Genomic DNA, 12,883 nt, shown 5'->3' on the forward strand with positions numbered 1-12,883 from the left:
CCGGTCCCCGATCGCCTACGAGAACGACCTCCAGCCAGCTGCAACTACCCTGACCCAAGCCGCATAGACGTGTTCAAAATCCGGGGTCAAGGCCCGTTGTAGCTGGCAGCGCCACTGACGGTCGACCAGTTCAGTGCCAGGGACGAGGAAGTCGCACCACCGACGGTGAGCCCCGCAGGGGCTCCGGGCACGGTCGGATCGGGGTCGGTGCCTCCGCCGCCGTCCGGGCCGTAGACGCTGAAGTCGTCCACGAGGTAGCCGGGCTGCCCGTACCAGCCGTGGGTGTAGACGGTCACCGAGGTGGTCGACTGGCCGGTCCGGAACGTCGTGGACAGCTGTTGCCAGTTGCCGGAGCCGCCGGGCGTCCAGGTGGACACGTCCTGGGTGCCGGTACCGCTGGCGCCCAGGTAGACGTAGCTGCCCTGCACCCAGGTGCTCAGGGTGTAGGTGGAGTTGGGCTTGACCGTGACCACCTGTGAGCACTTGGCGTTGTCCAGGCCGGCAGGGGTCGCGCGCAGGGCCGAGGCGCCGCCGTGCACGGGAGAGGAGACGGCGGTTCCGCTGTCGGCGGAGCAGCTCCAGTGGGCGAGGCCGGACTCGAACCCGGCGTTCCGGGCGACGTTGACGTCGGCGGCCTGGGCCGACTGTGCCGTCAGGCCGGTGAAGGCGAGCGCCGCTGCGGCGGCCACCGCCAACGAGAGGCGTATGCGTGGGGAGGTGCGGTCCACGATGGGCTCCGGTGGGGGGAGTTGAGGTGGGCGGGGGTGGTGCGCGGGGGGATTGCCCCAGAGTTGGTCCAGACCAATGAGCTTGTCAACCCCCTGTACGTCCAAAGGGGTTTCCATGGCCAACGCCGTTACTTTCCGGTCAAGACCATGTGCGGGGCGCCACCACGGGGCTAAGGTGCGGGGTCGGAGGGAAGTGTGGTGATCGTTTGCGGTCGTACGGCACACGACGACCGTGGTGAACGGGGGGAATCCGTATGCCAGCCGCCATCGCAGTCACCAGCGCTGAACTCGTGCTGCCCGCGACCGACCCCCACACGCCGGCGGCGGTGGCGCTCCAGCCCCCCGACCGGCAACAGCTCGAAGAGGCGCTGGCCGAGACCGGCGCCTTACTCGACCAGCACGGCTACCTCATCGTGCTCTGCCACACCGGCCTGCCGGCCGCCGTCACCCAGCGCCTGCACACCCTGCGCTCCATCCTGGAGAGCGACCGCATCGCGTTGCTGACCACCGGGCTCCCCCCACTGGCCACCGCTGTGCTCACCCGTCAACTGAGGCAGCTGTCCATCTGCGACTTCAGCCCCGGAGTGATCGCCTCCGCCGCCAGACTGCTGGCGCACTACATCCACGCGGGCGCTCAGCTCGGTTCCGTCTCCCGGCTCGACCGCGTCCCCGTCAGCCTCGCCGCGCACGCCAAGTCATGGGTGCCGGGCGCCCAGTTCGTGGTCCTGGCCAACCCGCAGCCCACCCTCTTGAGGCTGGGCGGCACGGCCCAGGAAACGCCCAGCGGACCCCAGTTCGCCACCCGCCTGACCTACGCCCGCGGCCAGCTCAACTCCGACTGGGTGCCCCAGACGCTCGGCCCCGCCTGGCAGGTCGGCGCGGCCGAAGAAGTCGAACTGCCGACTGCCTCCGCCCGTTGGTGGGCGACGGCGAAACTGGTGGAGTTCGCCGCCGCCATCCCTGACATCTCCGTCCTCTACCAACTCGTGGCCTCCGTCCGCCGCGAACAGTGCCGCTGGTGCGGCCTCGAACTCATCGGTGACCGCTGCGGCTTCTGCGCGGCCCCCGTCGCCCCGCCCGAGCATCCGCCCCGCCAGGCGCGCGCCCTGACCCCCGGGGGCCGGGACGGTCGGGTCTAGCCCCGCAGAGCCCGCCCGCATCCCGTCGTCATCCCACCCCGAACGAGGTACGGCCCATGAACTCACGCCAGCGCCGCGGTGTGATCCTGCTGGTGCTCTCCGCCCTGTGTGCGCTAGGTGCCTTCGCGGGCGTCCTGTCGGTGATCGGCGACGTCAAGTCGAAGGTCGGCCCCGAGGTCGCCGCGTACCGGATCAAGGGCGATATCGCGCCGTACCGGACCCTCAGCCCGGGACAGTTCGAAGAGATCAAGATGCCCCGCAGATGGCTCTCGGACAACGCGGTCACCGACCTCGCGGCGGTACAGGACAAGATCGCGGTGACCACGCTGAAGAAGGGCTCGCTCCTCCAGAGCGACATGCTGGCCGAGCGCCCCGAGCTCCAAGCCGGGCAGCAGGAGATCGCCATCATGATCGATGCGGCCACCGGCGTGGCCGGAAAGATTCGGTCCAACGACCGCGTCAACATCATCGCCACCTTCGAGGGGAAGAAGGACGAGGACCCGGACCGCTCCGTGATCATCGTCTCGAACGCCCGAGTCATCAACGTCGGCAAGCTGACCCCCCTGGAGCGCAGCGGTGACCGCAACGGCCCCGCCGAAGCAGTCCCGATCACCTTCGCCCTGGACACCAAGGACACCCAGCGCGTCGCCTACGCCGAGTCCTTCGCCGAGCACGTACGCCTCGCCCTGGTGGCGCCCGGAGGCACGAGCACGGTGAACCCGGGCGACCGCACGTACACCCTCGACGGGGACAAGTGAGGCGCGATGACGATCGTCAGGATTCTCCCGGCCGTCGCCGAACCCGACGCGGCCCGCACGCTGAGCGGGCTGCTGAGCCAACTGCCGCACGCCGAACCGGCGCAACCCCTCACCGACTCCACCTCCCTCCTGAACACCCTCGCGGACCTGGCCGCCGAATCCCTCGACGAACTCCCCGAAGTCGTCCTCGTCCACGAACGGATCGGCCCGCTCCAGGCCCTCGACCTCATCCGCGAGGTCGGCCTGCGCTTCCCCGCCGTGGGCGTCGTCCTCGCGACCTCCGCCGGCGGGCCCGGCCTCTACTCCGCCGCCATGGACTCCGGCGCCCGCGGGCTGGTCGCCATGCCCCCGAGCTACGAGGAGCTCGCCGCACGCGTCCAGACCGCCGCCCAGTGGGCCGTCGGCGTCCGCCGCCACCTCGGACGCGCCCCCGAACTCCCTACCGGACCCGGCGGCACCGTACTCACCGTCACCGGAGCCAAGGGAGGCGTCGGAACCACCTTCGCCGCCGTCCAACTCGCCCTGGCCGCCCAGGCGGCGGGCCGCCGCACCGTCCTGGTCGACCTCGACCTCCAGTCCGGAGACGTCGCCTCCTACCTCGACGTCCAGTTCCGCCGCTCGGTCGCCGACCTCGCCGGCATCCAGGACCTCACCCCCCGAGTGCTGCAAGAAGCCGTCTACGACCACCAGAGCGGCCTCGGCCTGCTCCTCGCCCCCGGCGACGGAGAACGCGGCGAAGAAGTCGACGACCAGGCGACCCGACTGATCGTCGACGCCCTGCGCCACCGCTACGAACTGGTCGTCATCGACTGCGGCACCCAGATGACCGGAGCCAACACCACGGCCATCGAAACGGCCGACACCGGACTCCTGATCACCACCCCCGACGTGATCTCCGTGCGGGCCGCCAAACGAATGGTGCGGCTCTGGGAGCGCCTGCAGGTGCGCAAGCCCGAGGAAACGGTGACGGTCGTCAACCGACACACCAAGAGCGCCGAGATCCAACCCGCTCTTGTCGAACGCATCACCCGGACGAAGGCCGCCAGGACCACCGTCCCGGCGCACTACAAGGAGATCCAGCCCGTCGTCGACGCCGGCCGGGTCCACGACCTCGACGCCCGCTCCACGATCCGGCAGGCCCTGTGGACCCTCGCCGGCGAACTCGGCCTGCTGACCGCCCCCGAGAACGCGACCGGCACCCGCGCCGACGGCGCGAGCACACCCTCCAGCGCCGTGGCCCTGCCCGCCGGCAGGTCCGGTGGGAAGCCCGCCCGACAGCGCGGCGGCGACCGGGGCTCCGTGGGCCCCTGGCGCCGACGCAAGGAGGGTTGAACCGTGGGGACGGCGGGCTGCCGGGCCACCCCGGGCCAACAGGCACCGGTGGACCATCGCGCGCGCCACCGCGACCGCGGCCAGAGCTCCCTGGAATTCCTCGGCGTCTTCCCCCTGATCCTGCTGACCCTGGCGGTGCTCTGGCAGTGCGCCATGGTCGGCTACGCCTTCAGCCTGGCCGGGAACGCCGCCGACGAAGGAGCCCGCGCCGGTACCGTGGGGGGCGACTGCGTATCCGCCGCCTCCCGCTACCTGCCCAGCGGCTGGTCGGCCGCGCCTGCCTGCGGACGCAACGGCGCCGACCTGTACACCGCCACCGTACGGCTACGCGTGCCCGCCCTCTTCCCCGGAACCGGCTTCGACCTGCCGCTCACCGTCACCGGCAAGGCCTCGGCCGCCTACGAGCGGATCGGTGAATGAGATGCCCGAACACCCACCCCAGCCGACCGCCCCACCCGACCTCCACCGCCGTGCCGAGCGTCGCGAGAGGCCCGGCCACCGTCCGGACCGGGGACAGGCGTCCCTGGAATTCCTCGGATTCTTCGCCGTCCTGCTCCTCGTCGCACTGATCGCCATCCAGGTGGGCATCGTCGGCTACACCGCCCAACAGGCCGGTACCGCAGCCCGCGTAGCCGCCCGGGTGCAGGCCCTCGACGACGGCAACGACGGAGCGGGCGCCGGCCGTGCCGCGATCAGCGGCTGGCTCTCCTCGCACACCGCCATCACCGGCGCCGGCGGCGGACCCGGTAGCTCCCAGGTGACCATGACCACCCGGATCGCAGTCCCCCAACTGGTCCCCGGCCTCCTCGGGAACCTGACGGTGACGCGGTCCGCCACCATGCCGCGCGACAGGAGCAACGACCAATGAGCCTGCGCTCTCGTCTCACCGCCCCGCAGGAAGCAAACGGCCCCCGCGAAGACGGCAGCAGCCTTGTCTCCTCCTACCGGGTCAAGCTCCTGGAGGAGATCGACCTCGCCGAAATGTCCGCGCTCGCCCCCGCCGAACGACGGGCCCGGCTGGAGCGCGTACTCGGTCACATCATCAGCCGCGAGGGGCCGGTCCTGTCCACGGCCGAACGGGCCGGACTCATCCGTCGGGTCGTCGACGAGGCCCTCGGGCTGGGCGTGCTCGAACCACTCCTCGAAGACCCCTCGGTCTCCGAAATCATGGTCAACGGGCCCGACCACGTCTACGTCGAGCGCAACGGTCGCGTGGAAAGACTCCCGGTCCGCTTCGCCTCCGAAGAACAGCTGATGCAGACCATCGAAAGGATCGTCTCCACCGTCAACCGCCGCGTCGACGAGGCCAACCCCATGGTCGACGCGCGGCTGCCCTCCGGGGAACGCGTCAACGTCATCATCCCGCCGCTCTCCCTCACCGGCGCCACCCTCACCATCCGGCGTTTCCCGCGCGCCTTCACCCTCCACGAGTTGATGGGCCTGGGATCGCTCGAAGAACAGATGCTGCTGCTCCTGTCGGGACTCGTCCAGTCCCGGGTCAACGTGATCGTCTCCGGAGCCACCGGCTCGGGGAAGACCACCCTGCTCAACGCCCTGTCCGGACTCATCCCCGAGGGCGAACGCATCATCACCATCGAGGACTCCGCCGAACTCCAACTCCAACAGTCACATGTGATCCGTCTCGAATCCCGGCCCCCCAACGTGGAGGGCAGCGGACGCATCACCATCCGTGACCTGGTGCGCAACTCGCTGCGAATGCGGCCCGACCGCATCATCGTCGGAGAGGTCCGCGGCGGCGAGACCCTCGACATGCTCCAGGCCATGTCCACCGGCCACGACGGCTCCCTCGCCACCGTCCACGCCAACAGCGCCGAGGACGCGCTCCTGCGGCTCCAGACCCTGGCCTCCATGTCCGAAGTGGAAGTGCCCTTCGCCGCGCTCCAGGAACAGATCAACAGCGCCGTGGACCTCGTCGTCCAGCTCACCCGCTTCGGGGACGGCACCCGCCGCATCACCGAGATCGCCTTCCTCGAATCCCACGGCCGCGAACCCTTCCGCATCACCACCGTCTGCCGCTTCGCCAGCCAACCGATGGCCGCCGACGGCCGCGTGTACGGGCGCTTCGAGTACTTTCCGCTGCCCCGTCACATCGCCGAACGGCTCCACATGAACAACCAGCACGTGCCCCAGGCCTTCGGGGTCGCCACCGCGGCCAGCGAGAGCCTGCTCAGCCGGATGATCACCTGAAAGGAGGCGACCACCAGACATGGACAACCTCACGCTCCTCACCCTCGGCACCACCCTGCTCGGCTGCGCCCTGGTGATCGCGGGCCTCCACAGCTACGCACGAGGCCGGGCCCAGCGCGCCGAGCTGATGCAACGACTGTCGAGCGCCGGCAGCATCGAGACGTACGGCCGCCGTCGACGCTTCGACCAGGTCGACCGCCGACTGCGCACCACCGGCCTCGGCCGCCGACTGGAACGCAAACTGGCCGCCACCGGCCTGGAACTGACACCGGGCGAATACTTCGTCTACGGACTCGTCGCCGTCACCGCCGTGTGGTCCGTGGCCGCGGCCGTCTTCGCCCCCTTCTTCGGACCGGTGGCCGCGGTGATAGCCCTCTGGGCGGCCAACGGCTTCCTCGACTGGCAGCGGGCCAAACGCACCGAACGCTTCCTCAACCAACTCCCCGAACTCGCCCGCATCGTGGCCAACGCCACCCAGGCCGGCCTCGCGCTGCGCACCGCCATCAGCATCGCGGCGGAGGAACTGGAAGCACCCGCCGGCGAGGAGCTCTCCCGAGTCGCCGACCGGCTCGCCGTCGGTGACTCCGTGGAAGAGGCCATGGAAGAACTCGCCACCAGGCTGCCGTCCCGGGAACTCCTGGTGCTCGTCAGCACCCTGGTCCTCTCCAACCGGGCCGGCGGCCACATCGTCGACTCCCTGCGCAACCTCACCAGGACCCTGGAAGCCCGCAAGGAGACCCGTCGCGAGGTCCGCACCCAGCTCTCGCAGATCTCCGCCACCGCCTACGCGGTACCCGCCATCGGCATCGGCGCGCTGCTCCTACTCGACGCCGTCATGCCCGGAGCCCTGGAACGAATGACCGGCGCCTACCTCGGCCAGAGCGCCGTACTCGTCGCGCTGGGGCTCTACACCCTCGGTTTCGTCTTCATCCGCCGGCTCTCCAAGATCGACGTGTAGGAAGGGGGTCCGGAGATGGTGGCACTGCTCCTCGCCTCGGTGGCCGGCCTGTGCGTACTCGGCGCGTTCCACGGGATCCGGCTCTACCGCTCGGAAGCCAGACTGCCCGCCGACCTCCAGCTCGCCCTGGAGATCGGCGCCACCCGCACCACGGCCGTCGGCTCCCTCATCGACCGCATGGGGATCCGCTGGGCGCCGACCGTCCTGCGGCTCATGGGACCCAAACGCGTCGCCCGCAAACGGCAGCAGATCGACCGGGCCGGGAACCCCGCCGGACTCACCATCGACCGCTACGCCGCCCGGCGCGCCGTCTACGGCCTCCTCGGGGCGATCGGCGCCTTGGTGATGCTCTCCAACGCCCAACTGGTCTTCGCCGCCCTCATGGTCGCCTTCGGGCTCTTCTGGGTCGAAGTGGGCCTCTGGTCCGCGGTCCGCTCCCGACGCAACCACATCGAAAGCGTCCTCCCCGACTTCCTTGACGTCCTCGCTGTCGTGGTCAGCGCCGGACTGGGTTTCCGACAGGCACTCGAACGCGTGGCCGACCGCTACGGTGGCGCCTGGTCCGACGAAGTGCACATCGCCCTGAGACAGATGGACATGGGCGTCAGTCGGCGTGAGGCCTTCGACGCGCTGCGCCAACGCAACGACTCCGAACAGGTCGCCCAGTTCGTCACCGCCCTCCAGCAAGGCGAAGAACTCGGCTCACCGATCGTCGACACCCTCATCCAGATCGCCGACGATATGCGCCGCACCGACGCACAGAACGCCCGCCGCAAGGCTGCCAAAGCCGTCCCCAAAGCCACCCTCGCCGTGACCACCTTCCTCTTGCCCGGCACGATGATCCTCGTCGTCAGCGGCTTCGTCTACGGCGCCGACATCGACTTCGGTCAACTCCTCGGCGGGTGACCGACATGCCTTCCACCACCACGACCCTGCACCTCAACGCAATCCAGGCGCTCTGCCGCCAGGTGCTCGGCTTCCGCATGGCGATGATCGCCCTGGGCACCCCCTTCGCGCTGGACCGCACCCGCCCCGGCGGTGCGCTCTGGCTCGTCGCCGCCGCCGTGCTGATCACCTTCATGGGCTCGTACCTCCTGATCAGGGAATGGGAGCGGTTCGGTCACAGACTCCTCAACCACCCCTGGCTGCTCGTCGTCGACATGGGCGTCGGCGCCCTGCTCCTGATCACCGGAGGGCCGGCCGCACCCCTGGGGTACGTATGCGCCTGCACCCCACTGCTGGCCGGGCTCGTCTGCGGCTGGCGCGGCTCCGCAGTCATCGCCGCCCTCCAGGCGACCGTCGTCCTCGGCGTCTACGCAACCGACCCCCGACCCGGCCCCGCCGGGCTCGGCGAAATCATGCTGCTGCCAGGGCTCTGCCTGATCACCGGGGCCGCCGGCGCCAGCCTGCGCGGTCTCCTCCTACGCTTCGCGGCAGCCAGTCGCGCCCTCGCCCAAGCCAGCACCCGACTGGCCACCGTGGAAGCCGTCGAAGCCGAACGCGCCCGACTGGCACGCGAAATGCACGACTCCGTCTCCAAGACCCTGTACGGACTTCGCCTCGCAGCCCAGGCCCTCGCCGACGCCGCCGGCCCAGCAGACCGGTCAACGGCCCGACACGCGCAGCTCGTGGCCGCCGCCGCACACCAAGCCGCCACCGAGGCCCGAACCCTCCTGGTCGACCTCCGCGACACCACCGTCGTAGCCGTGGACGAGCAACTCTGCGCCCAAGTAGACGAATTCAGCCGCACCACCGGCATCCGCGCCGACTATCGGCCGCTGGGCCCCGATGCCCCGGAACCCGTCACCGGCACCGTCGCCCGCCACCTCCTGAGCGTCATCGCCGAGGCACTGGAGAACATCCGCCGCCACGCCGGGGCCCGCCAGGTCACCGTCGAAAGCGAACTCGCCGACGGGCACCTGCGGATCAGCGTCCTCGACGACGGGCGCGGACTCCCGTGCGGCACCACCTTGGACGCACTCCACCGGGACGGACACTTCGGGCTCATGGGGATGGCGGAACGCTGCGCCGAGATAGGCGCACGGATGTGGATCGGAACGGGCCGGACGGCCACCGGTACCGAGATCAGGCTGGACTGCCCTGTCCGAGGAGAGGCGGCGAGCCATGCGGGATGAACCGATGTCCCACGAACGCACCCCCGACCAGACCCCGGCCCCCCAGGCCGAACCGATGACCCTTCTCATCGCCGACGACAACCCCGTGGTGCGCGCCGGGCTCTGTGCGCTACTCGGGGCACGCGAGGACATCCACATCCTGGCCGAGGCCACCGACGGCGCCGAGGCCCTGTACCTGACCCGGTTGCACCGGCCGGACGTGGTCCTGCTCGACGTGCGGATGCCGCGAACCGACGGCCTGGCTGCGCTTCCGCAACTGGCCGCCATCAGTTCCGTCCTGATGCTGACCTACTCCCGCGACGGCGACATCGTGCAACGCGCGCTACGACTTGGGGCGAACGGGTACCTCGTGCACGGGGAGTTCACCGTGGAGGAACTGGTCACCGCGGTACGCGACACGAAGGCCGGGCGGGCGAACTTCGCAGGCACCGCAGCTCAGGTTCTGCTGCGACACATCCGGCAGCGCGAGTTGCCGCAAGGGGCTTCGCAAGAGCAACGATATGTGTCACAGTCGGAGAGGCGTGCAGGCAACCACAAGTCCTACGGCCTCAGTTCGAGGGAGGAGGAGATCATGGACCTGATCGCGACTGGGATGAGCAACCGGGAGATCGCATCCACCTGCTTCATCAGCGAGAAGACCGTCAAGAACCACATCAACAGCATCTTCGCCAAACTCGACAGCGCCAACCGCAGCGAGGCCATCTCCCGCTGGCTGGGAACCGCCCGCACCCAGACACCTGGTCGCGACCATGGATGACCACACCTCGCCCCGGCGATCAGGCAGGCCCAGAGCCAACATCGAGAACTGGGCCCGAAAATGGGCCCCGGAGGACTCGTGCCACCCACACCCGCGGCCCTACGCTGCTCGTTTTGAGAGCGTCACCGGCCACGTGGAGGCCGGCGGGTTCGGTTCTGGAGGGGTATCCGATGAACGACTTGATGCTCAAGACCACGGTCCGCGTCAACCGCTGGACGGACACCGCGGTCACCCGGCTACGCAGGCGCTACGCCGCTGGGGACCGCGGGCAGTCAGCACTCGAGTACCTCGGCATCTGCCTGGTGGTCGTGGCGATCATCGGCGCGATCCTGGCCACGGGAATCGGCGGAGCGATTTCGGAAAGGATCAGGAGCCTTGTTGGCAGCATCGCCTCCGGATGATGCGCCTTCACGCTAGTAGCGAACTTGGGCAGGCTTTCCCCATCTACGTATGGATGGTGGCAAGCCTGCTCTTTGTTGCTCTCGCATTCTTTGCCGTCAGTCAAGCGGGAGTGATTCGCAATGGGGCGCAAGGTGCAGCTGATGCCGGAGCGCTCGCCCACGCGCAGGATGCGCGAGATCATCTCCGACCTGGTCTTGATTTAAGGCGGTTCAAGGCTGAGGACTGGGAGAGATTGCTGGCTGGGAGTGGGTTTGATGTGGATGCGCAGTGCAGGGCGGGGTATGCGCTCGCTCAGCTAAATGACTCCTCTGTCACTTCCTGCAATGCAGAACTCCCCTATTTTCAGGTGACGGTGCGCACGAACTACACGCTGGGCAGTTCTGTAGTTCCTGGAATCAGTGGGAAGCGAGGTGTGGCGACGGCGCGAGCGACGATATTGGATCGGGAGTGCCGTTTGGTCGACTGGGGCGACGGTGAAACAGTTCAAATCAAGTGCCGAGGGGGGAGCCTCGTCACCTTCGACCCGTCGAGCCCTGAGCTCTGGGCGAAACTTGCGCCTCGGCTGTTCGATGTGCGGCTAATCGACTGATGGCAAGACCGATGCGGACAAGGAAGCGGCATTATGGGAAATCTCTCCGTGGCAAGAGTCTGCAACGCAGTGGTAGGGATTGCTGTGTCCGCAGCTGTAGCGTTGAGCGTTTCCGGGTGTGGAGAGACTTCTCCAAAGGGAGTGGGCTCGACTGAGTCTGTCCAGAGTGGACCTTCAGCGAAAGCGGATGGGAAGTCTGGCTCTGATGGGCAACGGAGCCAGCCTGTTGCCGAGGTGACGTTGGCAGAGATCCGCGGAGCGGACGGATTGTTCCTTGTCATCAATGAGGCCAGGCGTGATGGAGGGGGGTTCGTGACCGTCAGTGGATCGATTAGGAACGAAAGCGACGAGGGCCGGACCACGAGCCGTTGGGTGGGTACGGAAGTTGAGGACGTCACCCAAAACCCCAACTCGGTAGCGGGAGCCACTCTGGTAGACAAGGTCGGAAAGAAGCGGTACTACACGCTGCGCGATACAGACGGGCGTTGCCTCTGTACGACTGGTATCACGACGCTTGGCCCTAAGAGCAAGGTCAACATTTTCATGCAGTTTCCCGCTCCGCCGGCCAGTACCCAAGAGGTCGACTTCACTCTCCCCACTTTCGCCACCGCAACAATCAAGCTCTCGGGGTGACCTCGATGACTGAGACCCGCAAGCCCTCGTGGTTCATCCCTCCGGCCATCGTTTCGGCGCTGCTGGTCCTTGGTGCCCATCTGGCCGTGGCGTCCCCCGCGAGGGCTGACGACCCGCCGGCGCCTCCTGGTACCGAGCCATCCGCCTCGGCGCCCGTGGAAGTCGATCCCAATGCACCGGGGTTGAGGCTGCCTCAGGGGGCGACGTTGGCGCCGCCCAAGGTGTTGGACATCGCCCAGGTGGTGGAGGACCTTGGGACGCAGGAGCGACGCAAGGACACCAACGCTGCGGTCACCTTCGCACTGCAGGCTGAGGTGATCTTCCCTAAGGGGGCTGCGCTGTTGAACGCGCAGGCGATCGCGCGGATCAGGGCTATCGCCCATGAGATCACCACTCAGAAGGCGAACCGGGTCCGTGTCTTCGGGTTCACGGACAACCTCGGTTCGTACGAGGACGGTCTGCGCTTGGCCAAGAAGCGGGCGGACGTCGTACAAAGGCAGTTGGCCAAGGACCTTGACGCGGGGATCACGTACGACATTCGCGGATACAGCGAGGAGTACGCGATCGCCGACAACAGCACCGAAGAAGGACGCCGTAAGAACCGGCGGGTCGAGGTGACCTTCCTGCGGACCGCACGGGGTGCTTCTGTGCCCTCGGTCTGAATGCTCCATTCCGCTCAGGGGCGTGTGGAGGGTAGAAGTGCTTCGGCGATACGTCGAGCCCTGCGGGCGGGTTCCGTACCCGGGGTGAGCGCAGCTGTGGCTGTTGCGCCTTCGACCAGGAGGAGGAGTTCCTCGCCGAACTCCGAGTCGGCTCCAGCGTCCTCGGCCAAGCTCACCAGATGGGAGCGTAGTTCGGCCTTGTGGCGGTGGACGGGGGCGAGAATCGCTCTCGGGGCGTCACCCAGCTCGCCGTGGGCGTTGAGGAAGGCGCATCCACGGAACCCCGGCTCGCCGAACCACTCCTCCAGCCAGTCGAAGACGGCGAGTACTCGTTCTCGAGGCTCCGGCGGGGCCGCTGTGGCTGAGTGCAGGGCGCGCATCCAGGACTGGTCGCGTCGCTCCAGGTAGGCGGCCACCAGTGCTTCCTTCGCGGGGAAGAGGCGGTAGAGCCGTTTGAGGGGCACGCCCGAGGCGGTGCGGATGCGATCCATGCCGACTGCCTGCACGCCGTGTGCGTAGAACAAGGTCTCCGCTGCGTCTAGTAGACGGCCCTTGGCCTCTTCGTCGGTCATCCCACTCATG

The 12,883-nt window shown here is 68.3% G+C and carries 14 protein-coding genes and 1 pseudogene; 13 read left to right on the forward strand and 2 right to left on the reverse strand.

Annotated elements, in window-relative coordinates; all coding sequences use genetic code 11:
* Positions 1–95: 95 nt before the first annotated feature.
* Positions 96–845 (reverse strand): annotated as a pseudogene (locus ACFYMC_RS27765) (carbohydrate binding domain-containing protein); the annotation flags it as partial.
* Between the two features lie 137 nt (positions 846–982).
* Between ACFYMC_RS27765 and ACFYMC_RS27770 the strand changes: the two are divergent.
* The 13 genes from ACFYMC_RS27770 (at position 983) to ACFYMC_RS27830 (ending at position 12,301) form a co-directional block, all read left to right on the forward strand.
* On the forward strand, positions 983–1,867 hold the full coding sequence (locus tag ACFYMC_RS27770) for a hypothetical protein (protein ID WP_388530249.1): 885 nt from the start codon (positions 983–985) through the stop codon (positions 1,865–1,867).
* Between the two features lie 56 nt (positions 1,868–1,923).
* Entirely contained in the window at positions 1,924–2,625 is a 702-nt protein-coding gene (cpaB, locus tag ACFYMC_RS27775) for a Flp pilus assembly protein CpaB (protein WP_388530252.1), read from the forward strand.
* A gap of 6 nt (positions 2,626–2,631) precedes the next feature.
* The gene (locus ACFYMC_RS27780; protein ID WP_388530255.1) at positions 2,632–3,957 is read left to right on the forward strand and encodes a CpaE family protein; all 1,326 of its coding nucleotides are present in this window, start codon (positions 2,632–2,634) and stop codon (positions 3,955–3,957) included.
* A 3-nt stretch (positions 3,958–3,960) separates the two neighbouring features.
* Positions 3,961–4,377 carry a TadE/TadG family type IV pilus assembly protein gene (locus ACFYMC_RS27785; RefSeq protein WP_388530258.1) on the forward strand — a complete coding sequence of 139 codons (417 nt, stop codon included), beginning with the start codon at positions 3,961–3,963 and terminating at the stop codon, positions 4,375–4,377.
* A gap of 1 nt (position 4,378) precedes the next feature.
* Positions 4,379–4,825, forward strand: coding sequence for a TadE/TadG family type IV pilus assembly protein (locus ACFYMC_RS27790; protein WP_388530327.1), 447 nt, complete (start codon positions 4,379–4,381; stop codon positions 4,823–4,825).
* Entirely contained in the window at positions 4,822–6,165 is a 1,344-nt protein-coding gene (locus ACFYMC_RS27795) for a CpaF family protein (RefSeq protein ID WP_388530261.1), read from the forward strand. Before ACFYMC_RS27790 ends, ACFYMC_RS27795 begins: the two co-directional genes overlap by 4 nt.
* Positions 6,166–6,184: 19 nt before the next feature.
* Positions 6,185–7,123, forward strand: a complete 939-nt coding sequence (locus ACFYMC_RS27800; RefSeq protein ID WP_388530264.1) for a type II secretion system F family protein — start codon at positions 6,185–6,187, stop codon at positions 7,121–7,123.
* 18 nt (positions 7,124–7,141) lie between these two features.
* Positions 7,142–8,029, forward strand: coding sequence for a DUF5936 domain-containing protein (locus ACFYMC_RS27805; RefSeq protein ID WP_388530330.1), 888 nt, complete (start codon positions 7,142–7,144; stop codon positions 8,027–8,029).
* 5 nt (positions 8,030–8,034) lie between these two features.
* Entirely contained in the window at positions 8,035–9,258 is a 1,224-nt protein-coding gene (locus ACFYMC_RS27810) for a sensor histidine kinase (protein ID WP_388530267.1), read from the forward strand.
* A gap of 4 nt (positions 9,259–9,262) precedes the next feature.
* Positions 9,263–10,015, forward strand: a complete 753-nt coding sequence (locus ACFYMC_RS27815) for a response regulator (protein WP_388530270.1) — start codon at positions 9,263–9,265, stop codon at positions 10,013–10,015.
* A gap of 170 nt (positions 10,016–10,185) precedes the next feature.
* Positions 10,186–10,416: a hypothetical protein gene (locus tag ACFYMC_RS27820; protein WP_388530273.1), complete on the forward strand. Its 231-nt coding sequence runs from the start codon at positions 10,186–10,188 to the stop codon at positions 10,414–10,416.
* Positions 10,417–10,469: 53 nt separating this feature from the next.
* Positions 10,470–11,006, forward strand: a complete 537-nt coding sequence (locus ACFYMC_RS27825; RefSeq protein WP_388530275.1) for a hypothetical protein — start codon at positions 10,470–10,472, stop codon at positions 11,004–11,006.
* A gap of 638 nt (positions 11,007–11,644) precedes the next feature.
* On the forward strand, positions 11,645–12,301 hold the full coding sequence (locus tag ACFYMC_RS27830) for an OmpA family protein (RefSeq protein ID WP_388530278.1): 657 nt from the start codon (positions 11,645–11,647) through the stop codon (positions 12,299–12,301).
* 14 nt (positions 12,302–12,315) lie between these two features.
* On the opposite strand, the gene ACFYMC_RS27835 is transcribed toward ACFYMC_RS27830, so the two are convergent.
* Entirely contained in the window at positions 12,316–12,873 is a 558-nt protein-coding gene (locus ACFYMC_RS27835) for a TetR/AcrR family transcriptional regulator (protein ID WP_388530333.1), read from the reverse strand.
* Positions 12,874–12,883: the final 10 nt, after the last annotated feature.

It is taken from the genome of Streptomyces sp. NPDC006879, assembly GCF_042869595.1.
Taxonomy (GTDB): domain Bacteria; phylum Actinomycetota; class Actinomycetes; order Streptomycetales; family Streptomycetaceae; genus Streptomyces.